The sequence below is a fragment of the Streptomyces sp. NTD107 genome (assembly GCF_059510435.1).
In genome coordinates this window covers 122431-141775 of record NZ_JCAJZV010000010.1, presented here as the reverse complement: position 1 = coordinate 141775, position 19345 = coordinate 122431, and the positions used below count along the sequence as shown (strand labels likewise).

The window sequence follows — 19345 nt, the reverse complement described above, 5'->3', positions numbered from 1 at the left end:
TTCGCTCCGTCTCTGCTCTCTTGCTGAGACCTTGGAAGCAGAGCTGCCGAATCACCCGAGTACGCCCAGTACGAGGGCGATCCGGCGCCTTGCGATCGCACGCACCAGACGCCGCGGGCTGTCGGACGCCCCCATTGACGGCAGGCCCTAAGGTGGCAGCCATGCAGCTGCTGTCAGTCAACATCGGCCGGGCCCGAGCCGTTTGCTACACCGACACCCCCGGCGGCCTCACCGGCATCGACAAACGGCCGGCCGCCGGGCCGGTCGCGGTGGCCCCGCCCGACGGCGCCACCGGCAGCGGACTGGCCGGCGACGCGGTGTGCGACCCGCGCAACCACGGCGGCGACGACCAGGCGGTGTACGCGTTCGCCCGCGAGGACCTGGACCGCTGGGAGACCGCGCTGGACCGGGAGCTGGCCCCCGGCGTCTTCGGCGAGAACCTGACGACGCTCGGCATCGACGTAAGTGGCACCCTCATCGGCGAGCGCTGGCAGATCGGCGACGACGTCGTCCTGGAAGCCACCGCCCCCCGCATCCCGTGCCGCACTTTCGCCGACTGGCTCGGCGAACGCGGCTGGGTCAAACGCTTCACCCAGGACGCCGCGCCCGGCGCGTACTTCCGGGTGCTGCGCCCCGGCACCGTCCGGGCAGGCGACCCGGTACGGATCCTGCACCGCCCCGCCCACGAGGTGACGGTGGCCTTCCTCTTCCGGGCCAGGACCACCGCCCCGGAACTGCGCCCCCGGGTGCTCGCGGCCGGCCAGGCCCTGTCGGCGGCGGAACACGCCCGCGCGGTCACCTGGGCGGCGGCCGAGACCGGGACCGGAACCGGAACCGGAACCGGAACCGGCTGACCCGTCAGCCGGGCAGGGTGCGCCGGTTGAGATGCCGCCGCACGTACAGCATCAGCCCGCAGGTGACCACCACGACCACGACGAACGGCGCCCGCAGCCCGGCCTCCCGGCCCAACTGCTGCTCCACCAGTTGGACGAGGCCACCGCTGAGCGCCATCCCCAGCGGCATGGAGCCCCAGCCGAGCAACCGGTACACGCTGTTCACCCGGCCCAGCAGCCGGTCGGGGATCAGGCTCTGGCGCAGCGAGACGGTGACCACGTTCCACAGCAGCCCGCCGAAACCGGTGGCGGCCATGGCCGCGCCGACCAGGTAGGCGTTGGAGGAGAACACGCAGACGGTGTACGAGACCACCGTCAGGACCAGCAGCAGCATCAGGGAGCGGGCCCGCCCCATCCACCGGCTCAGCCGGGAGGCGAACAGCCCGCCCAGCAGCCCGCCGATGCCGAACACCGAGGTCAGCAGGGCGAAACCGAACGCCCCCAGGCCCAGCACCTCGCGGGCGTACAGCACATAGATCGCCATCACCCCGGCGCTGAGCGCGTTCATGACGGCGAGGGAGATGGCGAGCGGGCGCAGCAGGGGGTGCGCCCACAGCCAGCGCACGCCCTCGGCGATGTCGGCACGCACCGACCGGCGTTCGGCGGGCCCGGGCGCGGGATCGGCGGCCGGACCGGCCTCGGCACCGGGGACGGGGACGGACACGGCGGCCCGGTACGTACCGCGCAGGGTGAGCAGAATGACGGCGGCGAGCGCGGCGGCTCCCGCGCCGAACGCGAACGGCAGGGCGAGGGACACCCCCAGGAGCACGCCGCCGATCGGGCGCCCGATGAAGTCGTCGGTGATGATCTGGGTGCTCATCAGCCGGCCGTTGGCGGATTCCAGCCGCTCCTTGCCGACCAGGGAGGGCAGGATGACCTGCGCGGTGTTGTCGACCATCACCTCGGCGAAGCCCAGGGCGAGGGCGCACAGATAGAGCACGGGAAGCGAGTGGGCGTCGAGGGCCACGAGCAGCCCCAGGACGCTGATGACGAGCGCGCGGGCGGCGTTCATGGCGACCATGACCCGCCGCCGGTCGAGCCGGTCGGCGAGCACCCCGGCGGGCAGGGAGAACAGCAGCCACGGCAGTCGCAGGGCGATGCCCATGGCGGCGATGAGGAAGGCGTCGCCGGTCAGGGTGGTGGCGAGCCAGGGGAAGGCGATCATGCTGATGCCGTCCCCGAGGTTGGACACGGTGGAGGCCGCCCACAACCGGCCGAACCCGCCCCGGCCGCCGGCCGGTTGCGCTTCCCGGCTCGGCTCACTCGCCTCGACGGGCGCACTGACGCTCTTGCTCACCGCCCCACCCTGCCACGGCGGGCACCGGCCTGACCATGGGGAATATGTCCTACCCGGGGACCTGGCGGCCGTGTTGCCAGACCGTGTCGACCAGGGGGACACCGGGGCGGTAGGCGAGGTGCACCGGAGAGGGCGCGGCCAGCAGGACCAGGTCGGCGCGGGCGCCGGGGGCGAGGTGGCCGATGTCGGTACGGGCCAGCGCCGCCGCGCCGCCGGCGGTGGCGGACCACAGGGCCTCGTCGGGCGTCATGCCCATCTCCCGGACGGCGATGGCGATGCAGAACGGCATGGAGGAGGTGTACGAGGAGCCGGGGTTGCAGTCGGTGGCCAGGGCGACGGTGGCGCCGGCGGTGAGCAGCCGGCGGGCGTCGGGGTAGGGGGCGCGGGTGGAGAACTCGCAGCCGGGGAGCAGGGTGGCGACGGTGTCGCCGTCCGCGAGGGCGGTGACGTCGGCGTCGGTGAGGTGGGTGCAGTGGTCGGCGGAGACGGCGCCCGCCTCGACGGCGAGCTGGACGCCGGGGCCGGGGCCGAGCTGGTTGGCGTGCACCCGGGGCAGCAGCCCCTTGGCGCGGCCGGCGGCCAGGATCGTACGGGCGGCGTCGGCGTCGAAGGCGCCGCGTTCGCAGAACACGTCGATCCAGCGGGCGTGGGGGGCGCAGGCGTCGAGCATCGGGCCGGTGACGAGATCGACGTAACCGGCCGGGTCGTCGGCGTACTCGGGGGCCGTGATGTGGGCGCCGAGGTAGGTGGTCTCGGGGGTGTGGTCGCGGGCGATGCGCAGGGCGCGGGCCTCGTCGGCGGTGGTGAGCCCGTAGCCGGACTTGGTCTCGACGGTGGTGGTGCCCTGCCGCAGCATTTCGGTGAGGTGGGCGGTGAGGTTGGCGGTGAGCTGGTGGTCGGTGGCGCGGCGGGTGGCGGTGACGGTGGAGCGGATGCCGCCGGCGGTGTAGGGGCGGCCGGACATGCGGGCGGTGAATTCCTCGGTGCGGTCGCCGGCGAACAGCAGGTGGGAGTGGGCGTCCACGAAGCCGGGGATGACGGTCCGGCCCGCCGCGTCGTGGTGACTGTCAGTGGCGGGTGCTCTACTGGATGTGCCGATCCAGGCGATGCGGTCCCCGTCGATGACGAGGGCCGCGTCGTGGAGCTGTCCGAGCGGGCCGTGGCCCAGGGAGGGGTTGTTGGTGATGAGCGTGCCGATGTGGGTGATTGCCGTGCTGGCCATCGTTGTCGTGGTCCTCAACGGGGGTGGTTCAGGGCGTGGATGGTACGGGCCAGGGCGCCGGCCGCGTCGTGCACCGTCTGGTGCCTTCCGTCGCGCACGATGTGCCGGCCGCCGACGACGGTGTGCCGGACATCGGCGGCGGTGGCGGCGTAGATCACCGCTTCGGTGGCGAGCGCGGGGGCGGGGCCCGCCGTCCGTACGGTGTCCAGCGCCACGGTGGTGAAGTCGGCGAGCGAGCCCGGCTCCAGGCGGCCGGCGTCGGGCCAGCCGAGGGCGGCGTGGCCCTCCTCGGAGGCGGTGCGCAGCAGTTGGGCGGCGGTCCAGTGGCCCCGGGCGCGGGTGCGCAGCCGTTCGTGGAGTTCCAGGGCGCGGGCCTCTTCGAGGAGGTCGATGACGGCGTGGCTGTCGCTGCCCAGGCTGAGCGGGCTGCCGGCGCGTTCCAGGGCGGCGGCCGGGCCGATGCCGTCGGCGAGGTCGCGTTCGGTGGTGGGGCACACGCAGACGCCGGTGCCGGTGGCGCCGAGGAGGGTGATGTCGTCGTCGGTGAGATGGGTGGCGTGCACGGCGGTGGTGCCGGGGCCCAGGACGCCGTGGTCGGCGAGCAGCCGGGTCGGGGTGGTGCCGTGGGCGCGGTGGCAGGCGTCGTTCTCGGCGGGCTGTTCGGACAGATGGAGGTGGAGCGGGGCGCGGCGGTCGCGCGCCCAGTCGGCGACCGTGGCCAGCGCGGCGGCGGGTACGGCCCGCACCGAGTGGATGGCGGCGCCGATCCGGGCGTGGCCGCTGTCGGTGAGGGCGGTGGCGCGGGCCGCCCAGGCGTCGGCGGTGCCGTCGCTGAAGCGGCGCTGCCGCGGGGTCGGCGGGGTGTTGAAGCCGGCGGCGAGATAGCAGGTGTCGAGGAGGGTGATGCGGATGCCGGCGGCGCCGGCGGCGGCGATCAGGGCCTCGCCCATGGCGTTGGGGTTCTGGTACGGGGTGCCGTCGGGGTTGTGGTGCACGTAGTGGAACTCGCCGACGCAGGTGATGCCGGCCAGCGCCATCTCGGCGTAGACGGCGCGGGCGAGTTCGTAGGCGGATTCGGGGGTGAGGTGGGAGGCGGCCAGGTACATGGCTTCGCGCCAGGTCCAGAAGGTGCCGCCGCCGAGCTGGGCGGTGCCGCGCAGCGCGCGGTGGAAGAAGTGGCTGTGGGCGTTGGCGAGTCCGGGGATGGTGAGGCCGCCGAGGGCGACCGCGGCGACGGGCGGCTCGGGGACTCCGGTCCGCACGTCGGTGACCCGGCCGTCCGGTCCGGTGGAGATCACCACGCCGGGTTCGGCCGTGCCGTTGAGCCAGGCGTGGGCGGCCCAGTAGGTCTGCGCGCTCAGCGACACACCAGTTCCTCCAGTACCTCGGCGAGGGCGGTGACGCCGGCCTCGCAGTCGTCCTCGGTGGCGTGCTCGGCGGGCGCGTGGGAGATCCCGGTGGGGTTGCGCACGTAGAGCATGGCGGTGGGCACGGTGGCGGACAGGATGCCGGCATCGTGTCCGGCGCCGGTGGGCAGCAGGGGCGCGCCGCCGAGCCGCCGGGTGAGCAGGGCGGCCAGCCGGTCGCGCAGCCCGGTGTCGAACTCGACGAGCCCGGTGCGGGATTCCTCGGTGACGGTGACGGTCACGCCGTCCCGGCCGCCCCGTTCGGCTGCGGCCCGCTCGATCTCGGCGACCATGGCGTCGAGGGTGGGCCGGTCGGCGGCCCGGGCGTCCAGCCAGCCGCGGACCAGGGAGGGGATGGCGTTGACGCCGTTGGGTTCGACGGCGACCTTGCCGAAGGTGGCCAGCGCGCCGGCCAGCCGCGCCTTCTTGCGGGCGCCGAGCACGGTGGTGGCGTAGGTCAGCATCGGGTCGCGGCGGTCTTCGAGGCGGGTGGTGCCGGCGTGGTTGGCGGCGCCGTGGAAGTCGAACCGCCAGCGGCCGTGCGGCCAGATCGCGGAGGCGACCCCGACGGGGTGCGGGGTGTGGTCCAGGGCCCGGCCCTGTTCGATGTGGAGTTCGACGAACGCGCCGATCCGGGCGAGGCGTTCCGGGTCGGGCCCGATGCCGTCCGGGTCGTGGCCGGCCCGTTCCATGGCCTGCGGCAGGGTGATGCCGTTCGCGTCGCGCAGGGTGCGGGCGTGTTCGGGGGTGAGGGTGCCGGTGGCCAGTCGGGAGCCGACGCAGGCGACGCCGAACCGGGCGCCCTCCTCGTCGGTGAAGTTGACGATCCCCAGCGGGCGCCCGCCGGCCGGCAGCCGGTCGAGCGCGGCGAACGCGGACACCACCCCGAGCGGTCCGTCGAAGGCCCCGCCGTCGGGCACCGAGTCGAGATGCGAGCCGGTGACCACGGCGTCCCCGAGCGCGGGATCGCCGCGCCAGGCCCACTGATTGCCGTTACGGTCCACCTCGTACCGCAGCCCGCGCAGCTGGGCCTGGTCCCGGAACCAGTCCCGGCAGTCCCCATCGGCCCCGCCCCACGCGTACCGCCGGTAACCGCCGGAGCGGGAGTTCCGCCCGATCGGCGCGAGCTCCCGCCACATTCCGCCGAAACCGTCCGCCATCATGCCTCCCCACCCGCCACGAGAACGCCTGCCCCGGCTCGCCGTTCCGGCACGCCACCGGTTCTGCGGAAGGGGCCCGGCCGTACGGAGGGCCCGGCCTCCGCGCTCGGCACGGCCGCCCCCCGCATCCGGTCAAGCCCCGCCCGACCCGCCCGCCCGACCGGCGCCAAGCGCCCACCCCGCCAACACCGGACACGGGCCCCGGCCACCACCACCGCCAGGGGCGAGCCACCGACCCGGCCGCACGGCACGAAGCGCCCACCCCGCCGACACCAGACACGAGCCCCGGCAACACCCGCCGAGAACCCACCCCCGACCCGCCCGAACCACGCAAAGCCGCCGTACGCGCAACACCCGACACGAGCCCGCGTAACGGCCGCCAGGGGCGAGCCACCGACCCGGCCCCACGGCACGAAGCGCCCACCCCGCCGACACCAGACACGAGCCCCGGCAACACCCGCCGAGAACCCACCCCCGACCCGGCCAAACCACGCAAAGCCGCCGTACGCGCAACACCCGACACGAGCCCGCGTAACGGCCGCCAGGGGCGAGCCACCGACCCGGCCGCACGGCACGAAGCGCCCACCCCGCCGACACCGGACACGAGCCCCGGCCACCACCACCGCCGCCGGGGGCGAGCCCCCGGCCCGGGCGGCCACCATGGTGGCCCCGGACGGCACGGAGCGCTCATCCGGCCGGCCCCGGGCCGGCCGGCCCGGGCCGGCGGCGGACGTCCGTCCGGGCACCGCGCCATTCGCCGCGGCTCTCCCGCGGGGACGCACCGGCGCCGTGCCCCGGCGGACAGCACCGGCCCGGCCGGCCGCCGTGGTGGTGACCCGTGCCGCGGCGTGGCCGCCCGGCCGGGTCCGCGTCACCCGGGCCGGGCCGTCCGCCCGGCCATCGGCCCGGGCGGTCGGCGCCGGACGGCGCGTGGCGCCGGTCATGGTGCCTCCCGCATCGGGATGCGGACGCCGTGGTCGGCGGCGGTGGTCTCGGCGGTTTCGTAGCCGGCGTCCACATGGCGGATGACGCCCATGCCGGGGTCGTTCGTCAGGACCCGCTGGATCTTCTCGCCCGCCAGCCGGGTGCCGTCGGCGACGGTGACCTGGCCGGCGTGCAGGGAGCGGCCCATGCCGACGCCGCCGCCGTGGTGCAGGGAGACCCAGGTGGCTCCGGAGGCGACGTTGACCATGGCGTTCAGCAGCGGCCAGTCGGCGATCGCGTCGGAGCCGTCCCGCATGGCCTCCGTCTCCCGGTACGGGGAGGCGACCGAGCCGCAGTCCAGGTGGTCGCGGCCGATGACCACCGGGGCGGCCAGTTCCCCGGCGGCGACCATGTCGTTGAAGCGTTCGCCGGCCCGGTCGCGTTCGCCGTGGCCGAGCCAGCAGATCCGGGCCGGCAGCCCCTGGAAGCGGACGCGTTCACCGGCCAGCTTGATCCAGCGGGCCAGCGACTCGTTCTCGGGGAAGAGTTCGAGGACGGCCCGGTCGGTGGCGGCGATGTCGCGCGGGTCCCCGCTGAGCGCGGCCCACCGGAAGGGGCCCTTGCCCTCGCAGAACAGCGGCCGGATGTACGCGGGCACGAACCCCGGGAAGTCGAACGCCCGCTCGTACCCGGCGAGCCTGGCCTCGCCCCTGATGGAGTTCCCGTAGTCGAAGACCTCGGCGCCCGCGTCCTGGAAGCCGACCATCGCGGCCACGTGCCGCGCCATCGACTCCCGGGCCCGCGCCGTGAAGCCGGCCGGGTCGCGCCGCGCCTCCTCCGCCATGTCCTCGAACGCGGTGTCCAGCGGCAGATAGGCCAGCGGGTCGTGCGCGCTGGTCTGGTCGGTGACGATGTCGATGGGCGCGCCGAGCGCCAGCAGCCTCGGTACGGCTTCGGCGGCGTTGCCCAGCACGCCGATGGACAGCGGGCGCCGCGCGTCGCGGGCGGCCTCCGCCTGCCGCAGCGCGTCCTCCAGTGAGTCGGCGCGGACGTCGAGGAAGCCGTGTTCGATGCGCCGGGTGATGGCGCGCGGGTCGCAGTCCACGCAGATGGCGACGCCGTCGTTCATGGTGACGGCCAGCGGCTGGGCGCCGCCCATGCCGCCCAGACCCGCCGTCAGGGTGATCGTGCCGGCCAGCGTCCCGCCGAACCGCTTGGCGGCGACGGCGGCGAACGTCTCGTAGGTGCCCTGGAGGATGCCCTGGGTGCCGATGTAGATCCACGATCCGGCGGTCATCTGCCCGTACATGGTCAGGCCCAGCTGCTCCAGGCGGCGGAACTCCTCCCAGTTGGCCCAGTCGCCGACCAGGTTGGAGTTGGCCAGCAGCACCCGGGGCGCCCACTCGTGGGTGGTCAGGACGCCGACCGGCCGCCCGGACTGCACCAGCAGCGTCTCGTCGCCGCGCAGGGTGCGCAGGGTGCGGGTGATGGCGTCGAAGGAGGCCCAGTCGCGGGCGGCCTTGCCGGTGCCGCCGTAGACGACGAGTTCGTCGGGGTGTTCGGCGACCTCGGGGTCGAGGTTGTTGTGCAGCATGCGCAGGGCGGCTTCCTGCGGCCACCCCCGGGCACTCAGCTCGCTGCCGCGCGGCGCGCGCACGGGTCGCGGTCCTGACATCGCCCCTGCCTCCCTGCTGAGGATTCGTATTCAGCCATCATCAACACTGAATAATTTCAGTCAACAACCCTTCTGCCCATCACGGCCCCGATCATGCTTATGTGGCCGTATGCCTGCCGTGCCGTCCGACCCGTCCGACGCGTCCCAGCCGTCCCAGCCGTCTCAGCCGTCCGTCCCGTCCGTCCCGCCCGCCGGCCGATCCGAGCGCCGCGATCTGGCCGTCGCCGCCGCCGTGGCCCACGACCTCCTCGACGACGAACGCCCGCTCATCGGCCTCCTCGACCTCCAGGACCTGCGCGAGCGGGTCTCCGCCCTCCATGCTGCCTTCGATGAGGTCACGGCGCCCAGCCAACACGTCCTGCACACCTTCGCCGTCAAGGCCGGCTCCATCCCCACCGTGCTGCGCCGGCTCAACGTCCTGGGCGTCGGCGCCGAGGTCGCCAGCCTCGGCGAGCTGGCCCTGGCCACCGCCGTGGACATCCCCCCGGGCCGCATCGTGCTCGACTCCCCCGCCAAGACCCGTACCGAACTGCGCGAAGCCCTCGTCCAGGGCATCGCCGTCAACGCCGACAACCCGCAGGAGCTCGACCGCATCGCCGAACTGATCACCACCGGCAACTACTCCCACGGCCCCATCGGACTGCGCGTCAACCCCCAGCTCGGCGGCGGCAGCATCGACGCCATGAGCACCGCCACCGCCACCTCCAAGTTCGGCGTCGCGCTCCAGGACGAAGGGGCCCGCGCCTGGGTGCTCGGCGCCTTCGCCGCGCACCCCTGGCTCACCCGGCTGCACTGCCACGTCGGCTCCCAGGGCATCGCCCTGGACCGGATGGCCGCCGGCGTACGCGCCACCTACCAACTGGCCGAGGAGATCAACGCCTCCCTCGGCCGGCCCCAGGTCGACGCCATCGACATCGGCGGCGGCCTCCCCGTCAACTTCGCCGGCGAGGAGACCACCCCCACCTTCCACGCGTACGCCCAGCTGCTGCGCCGCGAGGTGCCCGGGCTGTTCGACGGACGGTACGGCCTGATCACCGAGTTCGGCCGCGCGCTGCTCGCCAAGTCCGGGCTGATCCTCACCCGGGTGGAGTACACCAAGACGGCCGGTGGCCGCCCCATCGCCATCACCCACGCCGGCGCCCAGGTCGCCACCCGCACCGTCTTCGCGCCCGACGCCTGGCCGATCCGGGTGGCCGCGTACGACGCCAAGGGCCGCCCGAAGACCGGCACCCCGGTACGCCAGGACGTGGCCGGTCCCTGCTGCTTCGCCGGCGATCTGGTGGCCCGCGACCGCGCCCTGCCGCCACTCGCCCCCGGCGATCTGACCGCCCTGCTGGACACCGGCGCGTACTACTTCTCCACCCCGTTCGGCTACAACTCGCTCCCCCGCCCCGGCATCTACGGCTACGAGCGGGAGCCGGACGGCTCGATCGCCTTCACCATGCTGCGCCGCGCCCAGCCCCTGACGGCGCTGGTCGCCGAATCCGGCGGCGACCTCTGAAACAGACACGTCATTCCAGGAACAGCGAACGCTCCGCCGCCCGGGCGTCGAAGGACTCCAGCCGGGCGAGCGCGTCCGGCAGCGCGTCACACATCGCCTCCAGCAGCACCCGGCCCAGCAGCATCGGCGCGCACACCGTGTCAAAGGCCAGCATCGTGCTCACCGGAGCCGGCAACAGCAGATCGTCCGGGTGCGCCACCGGGGCGAACGCGCTGTCCGCCACCGTCACCACCCGCAGCCCGGCCGCCCGCGCCAGCTCCAGCGCCCGCCCCGTCTCGCGCGGATGGCGGGGCAGCGCGAAACACAGCAGCGCGCTCGCCCCGGCCGACACCGCCGCGTCGAGGCGATCCGCCAGCATCGAACCGCCCTCGTCCAGCAGCCGCACCTCGGGATGCACCTTGGCGGCGAAGTAGGCGAAGCCGCGCGCCTGGGCGGCTGCCGCCCGCAACCCCAGCACCGGCAGCGGCCGGGAGCCGGCCAGCAGCCTGCCCGCCTCCGCCACCGGCCCCGGATCGGCCAGCGAGGCCGCCAGCTGCCGCAGATTCTCGATCTCGGACGCCACCGCCCGCTGGTAGAGATTCCCCCCGCCGCTCTCCGGTCCGCTCTCCGGTCCGCTCTCCGGTCCGCTCTCCCGCCCGCTCCCCGCCGCCGCCACCGGCGCGCGCAGCGCCCGCCGCAGCGCCGGATACCCCTCGAAGCCCAGCGCCACCGCGAACCGCGTCACCGACGGCTGGCTCACCCCCGCCAGCCGGGCCAGCTCCACACTGGACAAGTACGGCGCTTCCTCGGCCCGCCCCACCATGCAGTGCGCGATCCGCCGCTGGGTCGGCGTCAGCCGGTGCCCCTCGAACAGCATCCGCAGCCGTGCGCTCGCCGTCTCACTCATCTGCATAAGTCTATGCAGCGGTCCGTCCGGCGCACCGGGAAGTGGGGTTAGCCCCAGTGCCGGGCGCACCCCGGCCGCGTACGGTAACGCCCATGAGCGACCCGGAGCTGGCGACCGACCTCGACGCGGCCGTGCAAACGCGCAAGGAACTGGGCGACGCCTACGAAGCGGAGCTGATCGAGTCCTTCCTGGAGAAGGTCGAACAGCGCATCGACACCGCGGTGGACAAGCGGGTACGCCGCCAGGTCGCCGAGCAGCAGATGGTGGTGGCCCGCGGCGGACGGCCCGAGGGCGAGGCGATACGGCGCCCGGGCGGCGGCTTCGAGGGACCCGGTGCGGCGCTCGGGCTCGCCGTGGTCTCGCTGGTGCTGGCCATCCCGCTGTCGGCGATCGCCTCCGCCAACCTGGGCCTGTCCGGCCTGGTGGCCTGCTGGGGCGGCATCGTGGGGATCAATGCCTGTTACACCTTCGGCGTCTCCATGCGCCGGGCGGAGCACGCCAAGGAGTAGAGAAGAGGTTGGCGGGGACCGCCGCACCCCGGTGAGATCACCAGGGGCGGGACGACGGCGGTCCCCGCGGGGACACGGGCCGGGTCGGGGCCGCGCGTCCGGGCGACCAGGGAGGTCCGGGAGCCGCTCCGGAGGTCCTTGGTGCCGACACCCAGAACAATGCCGGAGCGGTGTTAACGACGCGTTGCCCGGCCGTGACACTTCGGGATCGATCGCGAATACCGCCGCCCGCGCCCGTATCCCCGGCCCCACCCGCGCGTTACTTCTCGGGCCGCCGTTCGGCCGCCAGGAACGCCAGCAGGTCCTGCCGGCTGACCACACCCGTCGGCTTGCCCTCCACCAGCACGATCGCGGCGTCCGCCTGCTCAAGCACCGCCATCAGATCCGCCACCGGCTCCCCGGAGCCGACATGCGGCAGCGGCGCGCTCAGGTGCTTCTCCAGCGGGTCCTCAAGCCCGGCCCGCCCGGTGAACAGCGCGTCCAGCAGCTCCCGCTCCACCACCGAGCCGACGATCTCCGCCGCCATCACATCCGGGTGCCCGGCGCCCGGCTTGACCACCGGCATCTGCGAGACCCCGTACTCGCGCAGCACGTCGATCGCCTCACCGACCGTCTCCTCGGGGTGCATGTGCACCAGCGACGGCAGTTCCCCGGCCTCCTTGCGGCTCAGTACGTCCGCGACCCTGGTCTGCGGCTCGCCGCCCTCCAGGAAGCCGTAGTCGGCCATCCACTCGTCGTTGAAGATCTTGCTGAGGTAGCCGCGCCCGCTGTCCGGCAGCAGCACCACGACCACATCGTCCGGGCCGAGATCGCGCGCCGTCTCCAGCGCCGCGACCACCGCCATGCCGCAGGAGCCGCCGACCAGCAGCCCCTCCTCGCGGGCGAGGCGCCGGGTCATCTGGAAGGAGTCCTTGTCGGAGACGGCGACGATGCCGTCCGCCACCGTACGGTCGTACGCGGTCGGCCAGAAGTCCTCGCCGACGCCCTCCACCAGGTACGGGCGCCCGGAGCCGCCCGAGTACACCGAGCCCTCGGGGTCGGCGCCGATCACCTTGACCTTGCCGTCGCTGACGTCCTTGAGGTAACGCCCGGTGCCGCTGATGGTGCCGCCGGTGCCGACGCCCGCCACGAAGTGGGTGATCTTCCCCTCCGTCTGCTTCCACAGCTCGGGCCCGGTGGTCTCGTAGTGCGAGCGCGGGTTGTTGGGGTTGGAGTACTGGTCGGGCTTCCAGGCACCCGGCGTCTCGCGGACCAGCCGGTCGGAGACGTTGTAGTACGAGTCCGGGTGCTCGGGGTCCACGGCGGTCGGGCAGACCACCACCTCCGCCCCGTACGCGCGCAGCACGTTGATCTTGTCGGTGGAGACCTTGTCGGGGCACACGAAGATGCAGCGGTAGCCCTTGCGCTGGGCGACGATGGCCAGGCCCACTCCGGTGTTGCCGGAGGTCGGCTCGACGATCACCCCGCCGGGGCGCAGCTCGCCGGACTCCTCGGCCGCCTCGATCATCCGCAGGGCGATCCGGTCCTTGACCGAGCCGCCGGGGTTGAAGTATTCGACCTTGGCCAGGACTGTGGCCTGGATGTCCTCCGCCACGCTGGTGAGCTTCAGCAGCGGGGTGTTGCCGACAAGGTCGATCATCGACTCGTGATACTGCACTGTGGTCTCCGCACATCCGGGGCGGGTTCGTCCACCCACTGAGTGCACCCTATTGCCCCGCGCGTGGACGTGGACGCGCGTTGCGCGGCCCAGCACCCTGGGCAGACAACACGGCAGGGAACAGCAGGGAACGGCAGGGAACAGCACGGAGCGGAAGCCGGCGGGACGGCGGACGAGACGGGAGGCGTGGCGCCCCATGTCCAGCAGAGAGCGCGTGGCACGGCGGATCGCGACGGCGGCGGCGTACGGCGGTGGCGGCATCAGCCTGCTGGGCGGTGCGGCGGTCGGGCTGGTGCTGACGGAGGTGCAGCTGGCGCGGCGGCAGCTGCTGCGCAACGGCCGGGAGGAGCCCCCGCCGCTGGCGGACGGCGTATACGGCGCGGAGTACGCGTCCGGGCCGGGGGCCGGGGCCCGGGCGGCGGTGCCGTGGCGACTGGCGATGCTCGGCGATTCGACGGCGGCCGGGATGGGGGTGCACCGGGCCAGGCAGACGCCGGGCGGGCTGCTGGCCTCGGGGCTCGCGGCGGTGTCGGAGCGGCCGGTGGAGCTGCACAATGTGGCGCTGTCGGGGGCCAAGTCGGACGATCTGGAGCGGCAGGTGTCGATGCTGCTCACCGAGCCGGGGCGGGCGCCGGCCCCCGATGTGTGCGTGCTGATGATCGGCGCCAACGACATCACCGGGCGGATGGCGCCGGCCGAGTCGGTGAAGCATCTGTCCCGGGCGGTGGCCCGGCTGCGTACGGCGGGCTGTCAGGTGGTGGTGGGCACCTGCCCCGATCTGGGGTCGGTGGAGCCGGTGGCGCAGCCGTTGCGCTGGATCGCGCGGCGGGTGTGCCGGCAGCTGGCGGCGGCGCAGACGATCGCGGTGGTGGAGCTGGGCGGCCGTACGGTCTCGCTCGGTGATCTGCTGGGTCCTGAGTTCGCGGCGCACCCGGGGGAGTTGTTCGGCCCGGACAAGTACCACCCGTCGGCGGCCGGGTACGCGACGGCGGCGATGGCGGTGCTGCCGACGCTGTGCGCGGCGCTGGGGGTGTGGCCGGAGGAGGAGCGGGTGGAGTCGCTGCGCCGGGAGGGCTATCTGCCGGTGGAGCGGGCGGCGGCCGTGGCGGCGGCGGAGAGCGGTACCGAGGTGAGCGCGGCCGGGGCCGGGGAGGAAGCGGCGCGGCGCACCCCGTGGGCGCTGCTGAAGCGCCGCCGCCGCCGGCAGCTCCCGCCGGAGCGGCAGGAGGAACAGGAGGGCGCGGGGCAGGAGGGCGCGGGGCAGGAGCGGGGCCAGGACCGTGGGCAGCAGCAGGAGTTGTCGCCGTAGGTCTGGACGGAAGTACGTTACCTGCCGGTAGCTTATGAGGGCGTGCCCATCCGCACGACGCACTCGCACCTCGGAGGAAATTCCATGCCAGAAGCAGTGATCGTCTCCGCCGCCCGTACCCCCATCGGGCGGGCCGTCAAGGGCTCCCTGAAGGACGTGCGGCCCGATGATCTGACCGCCGGGATCGTGCGTGCCGCGCTCGCCAAGGTGCCCGCCCTCGACCCCGCCGACATCGACGATCTGCTGCTGGGCTGCGGCATGCCCGGCGGCGAGCAGGGCCACAACCTGGCCCGCGTCGTCGCCGTACAGCTCGGCTACGACCAACTGCCCGGCGCCACCGTCACCCGCTACTGCTCCTCCTCCCTCCAGACCACCCGGATGGCGATGCACGCCATCAAGGCCGGCGAGGGCGACATCTTCATCTCGGCCGGGGTGGAGACCGTCTCGCGGTTCGCCAACGGCAGCAGCGACGGCCAGCCGGGCACCCGCAACCCGCTGTTCGAGCCGGCCCGGGCCCGTAGCGCCGAGCGCGCCGAACACGGCGGCGTCGGCTGGCACGACCCGCGCGAGGACGGCGCGATGCCCGACATCTACATCGCCATGGGCCAGACCGCCGAGAACCTCGCCCGGCACAAGGGCGTCACCCGCCAGGACATGGACGAGTTCGGGGTCCGCTCGCAGAACCTCGCCGAGAAGGCCCTCGCCGACGGCTTCTGGCAGCGGGAGATCACCCCGGTGACACTGCCGGACGGCACGGTCGTCACCAAGGACGACGGCCCGCGCGCCGGCGTCACCATGGAGGGCGTACAGGCCCTCAAGCCGGTCTTCCGCCCCGACGGACTGGTCACGGCCGGCAACTGCTGCCCGCTGAACGACGGCGCCGCCGCCCTGGTGATCATGTCCGACACCAAGGCGCGCGAGCTGGGCCTGACCCCGCTGGCCCGGATCGTGTCCACCGGCCTGTCCGCGCTGTCCCCCGAGATCATGGGGTACGGCCCGGTCGAGGCGTCCAAGCAGGCCCTGCGGCGCGCCGGACTCACCATCGACGACATCGACCTGGTGGAGATCAACGAGGCGTTCGCCGCCCAGGTCATCCCCTCCTACCGGGACCTGGGCATCGACATCGACCGGCTGAACGTCAACGGCGGCGCCATCGCCGTGGGTCACCCATTCGGGATGACCGGCGCCCGCATCACCACCACCCTCATCAACTCCCTCCAGTGGCACGACAAGCAGTTCGGCCTGGAAACCATGTGTGTCGGCGGCGGGCAGGGCATGGCCATGGTGCTGGAGCGCCTCAGCTGAGTGATAGAAGAGAGGTTCGCTCCCGTGGCCCGCTGAGTCACCACCGGTCCAGGTCGCGGGGGCGAGACCGAAGTGTGCCCGGGATGTGATGCACGCCGCCATCCCGGGAGAATCCGCAGGTCAGCGGGGCGGGTGGGGTGGGCACCGGGACTGAGGTCCTGTCCATTTCGTGACGTTTCACCCTGCCCGGCGTGGCCGTGTCCCGGAAACCTGAGATAGGAAGTCAGGGACCGAGAGCACTGGGAGACAGTCAGTGAGCGCCATATCCGTCATCCTGCTGGTGACCGCAGGCACCTCCGTGGCCCTGAGTGCCGCCGCCCTGCACACCATCCGTGGCCTGCGGAGCGAAGTCACCGGGCTGCGCCGCGCGCCGGTCCCGGCCGCGCGCGGGCCGGTCCCGGCGGAGGAGATCCGCGCGGCCGTCGCCGAGGCGCTGGCCGACGAACGGGAGCGGGAGCTGGCGGAGGCGCGGGCCTTCTGGGCCGAGCAGGACGCGCGCGAGAGCGAGGGACCCGGGGCGCTGCTGGCCGGGCGCGGACTTGAGTACGAGGTGGCCGAGGCCGACGAGGACCTGCTGGACGCGCTGCTGGAGCGGTACCTGCTCAGTGACTCGGGGCAGGAGAGCGGCGACGGGATGGTGTTCGTACCGCGTCAGCAGGACGTGTGCGGGGCGATGGAGCAGCAGCCGCAGACCCAGCAGCCGGCCGCGGAGCGCGACCGGGACCGGGACCGGGACCGGGAGGCCGCGGAGGAGGAAGGCGAGTCCGCCGAACTGGCCGCCGCCCGCCGCCGGCACCCCTCCCACCCCGGCTACACCCTCACCGGCGAACCGGTGGAGGGCACCGGCCAGCGCCCCGGCATCGAGGAGCAGCAGCGCCGCACCACCGACCAGCTGAGCCAGCTGGCCGAGTCCCGCACCCCGCTGGCGGACGTACGCCCCGGCCCGCTGGGCACCCTGGACGTGTACCTCTTCGAGGACGGCACCACCCTGTGCCTGTCCCCCAGCCAGCAGGAGACGGCGGAACGGCTGGCGGCGGCGGTACGGGACGGCGAGGCGCCCGTCCTGATGGGCGGCTCCGGCATCTCCGGCGCGTACGCCCTGACCTTCGCCTGCGGGCAGGACAGCATCTACCTGCTGGCGGACCGCATCGTCTCCACCTGACCGGACGGCGCGGAGCTGCGGCGACGCCGCGCAGCGGGTTGCCTGGAGCACATGATCGAACCGCACCGGCTCACCGACCCGGCCGTCCGCGCCTTCGTGGCGGCGGTGAACGCGGGCGACCGCGAAGCGTTCACCGGCCTGCTGGCCGCCGGAGCCACCATGTCCGACGACGGCACCGACCGCGACCTCCACCAGTGGACCGAGCGCGAGATCTTCGGCGCGAACGGCCACCTGGACATCGACTCCGAGTCCGACGACGGCCGCTCCCTGATCGCCAGGTTCCGCAACGACACCTGGGACGAGATGCGGACCACCTGGCACTTCACGGTCGCCGACGACGGCCGGATCTCCCGCTTCGAGACCGGCCAGGCATGACCCCCGCGTGAACGGCGCGCGACCAGCGCGCGTGACGCGGACCACACCCTCTCCGGTCACACTCCCCCGCTCCCCCGTGTCAGTCAGACGCAAGGACCGAACGGAACGGAAACGGAAGCCGGGAGCCCCTCGTGGAAACTCGTCTGAACCCCTTCGCCGCCAAGACCGCCGGCAAGGCCCTGCGGCACCTCAACGCCGCCGGCCTGGCCCTCGCGGACTCGTCCCTCCCCCCGGCCACCCAGGAGCTGGTGAAGCTCCGCGCCAGCCAGCTCAACGGCTGCGGCTTCTGTACCGACATGCACACCAAGGAGGCCGCCAAGGCCGGGGAGACCCCGGTGCGGCTGCACCTGGTGGCGGTGTGGCGGGAGACCACCGTCTACACCGAGGCCGAACGCGCCGCCCTGGAGCTGACCGAACAGGGCACCCGCATCGCGGACGCGGCCGGCGGGATCACGGACGCGGCCTGGGCCGGCGCCGCCGAGCACTACGACGAGGAGCAGCTCGCCGCCCTGGTCACACTCATCGCCGTCACCAACGCCTACAACCGGGTGAACGTCATCGTCGGGCACCGTGGCGGTGACTACACCCCGGGCCAGTTCGGCTGATCGATAGAGTCGGGGCCGTGAACAACACGGAGGCGGACCTGACCGCCCTGGAGGAGGCCGTGGAAACGGCCGCCGGACGGCTGCGGGGGCTGGCGGAGAGCCGGCTGAGACAGGGGGCCGCGGCCGACGGCCTGACACTGGCCCGCGAGCTGGCCCGCCGCGCCCAGCTCATCGAACAGCCCGAGGCCGAGCCGCGGGTGATGCCCGACGCGGGCCTGTTCGCGGTCGGCGACCAGCTGGCCGTGGCCGGCCACGACCTGGCCCGGGCCCTGCGCGACCACCCCGACCCCGACGCCCTGGAGGCAGCACTGACCCTGCTGCGGCCGGGCGCGTAACGCAGGAACGACGGAAGAACGGGACAACGGAACGACGGAACGACGGAGGGCCCCACGGGACGCATGTCCCATGGGGCCCTCACACCGTCAGCCGGCCGTGAGCGATCAGTCACCCTGGAGGATGGCGATCAGCCGCAGGAACTCCAGGTAGATCCACACCAGGGTCATGGTCAGACCGAACGCGGCCAGCCAGGACTCCTTCTCGGGGGCACCGTAGGCGATGCCGTCCTCGACCATCTTGAAGTCCAGCGCCAGGAAGCAGGCGCCCAGGATGATGCCGACGACACCGAACAGGATGCCGAGACCACCGGAGCGCAGGCCCAGACCGTCACCGCCGCCGATGAGGGCGACGATCAGGTTGACGGCCATCAGCAGCATGAAGCCGATGGCGGCCGCCATCACGAACTTGGTGAAGCGCGCGTTCACCTTGATGATGCGCTGCTTGTACATGAACAGCACACCGGCGAACACCGCCATCGTGCCGAGCACGGCCTGCATCGCGGCGCCGGGCGCGAACTCGTTGATGTAGTTGCTGATGATGCCGAGGAACAGACCCTCGGCCACCGCGTACGACAGGATCAGCGCGGGCGACGCCTCGCGCTTGAAGGACTGCCACAGGCCCAGGCCCATGCCGACGAGGGCGAAGAGGATGCCCGCGCCGATGGGAAGGTCCGTGATCCAGGCGACGGCCGCCGCGACGATGACCGTGCCGAGGGTAAGGGCGGTACGCGAGACGACCGAGTCGATCGTCATCACACCCGGACGGGTGACCGGCGCACCCGGCGCCATCACACTGCCGTCGGGGCCCACCTGGGGCTGCGCATAAGGGTTGCCTGGCTGCGCGTAGGGGTTGCTCGGGCTGCCCGCGTACGGAGTCCCGGTCTGCGGCTGCGGTCCGGCGTTGAAGCCGGCGTAGCCGCCGTCCCGACTGAACCCCCGACGCGTGAAGACCGGGTTGCTGCTCCTCATCTCACTCCTCCATGGCCGCACGGCACGGCCTTGCGTATCAGAGTAATACGTTCGCAAAGACCGCACGCTAGTACACCCGTCATAACGGTCAACTGACCCGGCCGTAAATGACCGGGTTTGGAGGTAGTGCCCAGCTGGCTGCCGGGTGGGCTCCT

General features: G+C 73.2%; 17 protein-coding genes. 9 read left to right on the top strand and 8 right to left on the bottom strand.

Annotation, left to right across the window (positions count from 1 at the left end):
• Positions 1 to 161 precede the first annotated feature (161 nt).
• Positions 162 to 854, top strand: coding sequence for an MOSC domain-containing protein (locus AC5WRL_RS20555; RefSeq protein ID WP_496090086.1), 693 nt, complete (start codon positions 162 to 164; stop codon positions 852 to 854).
• A gap of 4 nt (positions 855 to 858) precedes the next feature.
• On the opposite strand, the gene AC5WRL_RS20550 is transcribed toward AC5WRL_RS20555, so the two are convergent.
• The 5 genes from AC5WRL_RS20550 to hutU form a co-directional block, all read right to left on the bottom strand.
• Complete coding sequence (locus AC5WRL_RS20550) at positions 859 to 2190, bottom strand: MFS transporter (protein WP_496090085.1); 1332 nt, start codon at positions 2188 to 2190, stop codon at positions 859 to 861.
• Positions 2191 to 2239: 49 nt separating this feature from the next.
• Positions 2240 to 3412, bottom strand: coding sequence for an imidazolonepropionase (gene hutI / locus AC5WRL_RS20545; RefSeq protein ID WP_496090084.1), 1173 nt, complete (start codon positions 3410 to 3412; stop codon positions 2240 to 2242).
• A gap of 14 nt (positions 3413 to 3426) precedes the next feature.
• On the bottom strand, positions 3427 to 4779 hold the full coding sequence (locus AC5WRL_RS20540; protein WP_496090083.1) for a formimidoylglutamate deiminase: 1353 nt from the start codon (positions 4777 to 4779) through the stop codon (positions 3427 to 3429).
• The gene (locus tag AC5WRL_RS20535) at positions 4770 to 5957 is read right to left on the bottom strand and encodes an allantoate amidohydrolase (protein ID WP_496090139.1); all 1188 of its coding nucleotides are present in this window, start codon (positions 5955 to 5957) and stop codon (positions 4770 to 4772) included. Before AC5WRL_RS20535 ends, AC5WRL_RS20540 begins: the two co-directional genes overlap by 10 nt.
• Positions 5958 to 6918: 961 nt before the next feature.
• On the bottom strand, positions 6919 to 8577 hold the full coding sequence (hutU, locus tag AC5WRL_RS20530; RefSeq protein WP_496090082.1) for a urocanate hydratase: 1659 nt from the start codon (positions 8575 to 8577) through the stop codon (positions 6919 to 6921).
• A 109-nt stretch (positions 8578 to 8686) separates the two neighbouring features.
• On the opposite strand from hutU, the gene AC5WRL_RS20525 reads away from it, so the two are divergent.
• A complete protein-coding gene (locus AC5WRL_RS20525) occupies positions 8687 to 10078 on the top strand; it encodes a type III PLP-dependent enzyme domain-containing protein (protein ID WP_496090081.1) in 1392 nt (463 codons plus the stop codon).
• 10 nt (positions 10079 to 10088) lie between these two features.
• On the opposite strand, the gene AC5WRL_RS20520 is transcribed toward AC5WRL_RS20525, so the two are convergent.
• The gene (locus tag AC5WRL_RS20520; protein WP_496090080.1) at positions 10089 to 10964 is read right to left on the bottom strand and encodes a MurR/RpiR family transcriptional regulator; all 876 of its coding nucleotides are present in this window, start codon (positions 10962 to 10964) and stop codon (positions 10089 to 10091) included.
• A gap of 92 nt (positions 10965 to 11056) precedes the next feature.
• Here AC5WRL_RS20520 and AC5WRL_RS20515 point away from each other — a divergent pair, with 92 nt between their 5' ends.
• A complete protein-coding gene (locus AC5WRL_RS20515; protein ID WP_496090079.1) occupies positions 11057 to 11473 on the top strand; it encodes a hypothetical protein in 417 nt (138 codons plus the stop codon).
• 259 nt (positions 11474 to 11732) lie between these two features.
• Here AC5WRL_RS20515 and AC5WRL_RS20510 read toward each other — a convergent pair whose 3' ends face one another.
• Positions 11733 to 13130 carry a cystathionine beta-synthase gene (locus tag AC5WRL_RS20510; protein WP_496090078.1) on the bottom strand — a complete coding sequence of 466 codons (1398 nt, stop codon included), beginning with the start codon at positions 13128 to 13130 and terminating at the stop codon, positions 11733 to 11735.
• Between the two features lie 196 nt (positions 13131 to 13326).
• Between AC5WRL_RS20510 and AC5WRL_RS20505 the strand changes: the two genes are divergently transcribed.
• From AC5WRL_RS20505 to AC5WRL_RS20480, 6 genes are all read left to right on the top strand, one after another.
• Positions 13327 to 14439 (top strand): SGNH/GDSL hydrolase family protein, encoded by a 1113-nt coding sequence (locus AC5WRL_RS20505; protein ID WP_496090077.1) that lies wholly within the window; start codon positions 13327 to 13329, stop codon positions 14437 to 14439.
• A gap of 84 nt (positions 14440 to 14523) precedes the next feature.
• Positions 14524 to 15744 carry an acetyl-CoA C-acetyltransferase gene (locus AC5WRL_RS20500; protein WP_496090076.1) on the top strand — a complete coding sequence of 407 codons (1221 nt, stop codon included), beginning with the start codon at positions 14524 to 14526 and terminating at the stop codon, positions 15742 to 15744.
• A 253-nt stretch (positions 15745 to 15997) separates the two neighbouring features.
• Positions 15998 to 16906 (top strand): hypothetical protein, encoded by a 909-nt coding sequence (locus tag AC5WRL_RS20495; RefSeq protein ID WP_496090075.1) that lies wholly within the window; start codon positions 15998 to 16000, stop codon positions 16904 to 16906.
• 51 nt (positions 16907 to 16957) lie between these two features.
• Complete coding sequence (locus tag AC5WRL_RS20490; protein ID WP_496090074.1) at positions 16958 to 17281, top strand: nuclear transport factor 2 family protein; 324 nt, start codon at positions 16958 to 16960, stop codon at positions 17279 to 17281.
• 131 nt (positions 17282 to 17412) lie between these two features.
• A complete protein-coding gene (locus tag AC5WRL_RS20485; protein WP_496090073.1) occupies positions 17413 to 17886 on the top strand; it encodes a carboxymuconolactone decarboxylase family protein in 474 nt (157 codons plus the stop codon).
• A 17-nt stretch (positions 17887 to 17903) separates the two neighbouring features.
• The gene (locus AC5WRL_RS20480) at positions 17904 to 18221 is read left to right on the top strand and encodes a hypothetical protein (protein WP_496090072.1); all 318 of its coding nucleotides are present in this window, start codon (positions 17904 to 17906) and stop codon (positions 18219 to 18221) included.
• Positions 18222 to 18326: 105 nt separating this feature from the next.
• On the opposite strand, the gene AC5WRL_RS20475 is transcribed toward AC5WRL_RS20480, so the two are convergent.
• A complete protein-coding gene (locus AC5WRL_RS20475; protein WP_496090071.1) occupies positions 18327 to 19190 on the bottom strand; it encodes a Bax inhibitor-1/YccA family protein in 864 nt (287 codons plus the stop codon).
• Positions 19191 to 19345: the final 155 nt, after the last annotated feature.

Excerpts from the sequence above, each read along its gene's own strand:
- AC5WRL_RS20555 (WP_496090086.1), top strand. The coding sequence starts at position 162 with ATGCAGCTGCTGTCAGTCAACATCGGCCGGGCCCGAGCCGTTTGCTAC.
- AC5WRL_RS20500 (WP_496090076.1), top strand. The coding sequence starts at position 14,524 with ATGCCAGAAGCAGTGATCGTCTCCGCCGCCCGTACCCCCATCGGGCGG.
- AC5WRL_RS20535 (WP_496090139.1), bottom strand. The coding sequence starts at position 5,957 with ATGTGGCGGGAGCTCGCGCCGATCGGGCGGAACTCCCGCTCCGGCGGT.
- hutU (WP_496090082.1), bottom strand. The coding sequence starts at position 8,577 with ATGTCAGGACCGCGACCCGTGCGCGCGCCGCGCGGCAGCGAGCTGAGT.
- hutI (WP_496090084.1), bottom strand. The coding sequence starts at position 3,412 with ATGGCCAGCACGGCAATCACCCACATCGGCACGCTCATCACCAACAAC.
- AC5WRL_RS20525 (WP_496090081.1), top strand. The coding sequence starts at position 8,687 with ATGCCTGCCGTGCCGTCCGACCCGTCCGACGCGTCCCAGCCGTCCCAG.
- AC5WRL_RS20475 (WP_496090071.1), bottom strand. The coding sequence starts at position 19,190 with ATGAGGAGCAGCAACCCGGTCTTCACGCGTCGGGGGTTCAGTCGGGAC.
- AC5WRL_RS20490 (WP_496090074.1), top strand. The coding sequence starts at position 16,958 with ATGATCGAACCGCACCGGCTCACCGACCCGGCCGTCCGCGCCTTCGTG.
- AC5WRL_RS20505 (WP_496090077.1), top strand. The coding sequence starts at position 13,327 with ATGTCCAGCAGAGAGCGCGTGGCACGGCGGATCGCGACGGCGGCGGCG.
- AC5WRL_RS20515 (WP_496090079.1), top strand. The coding sequence starts at position 11,057 with ATGAGCGACCCGGAGCTGGCGACCGACCTCGACGCGGCCGTGCAAACG.
- AC5WRL_RS20520 (WP_496090080.1), bottom strand. The coding sequence starts at position 10,964 with ATGAGTGAGACGGCGAGCGCACGGCTGCGGATGCTGTTCGAGGGGCAC.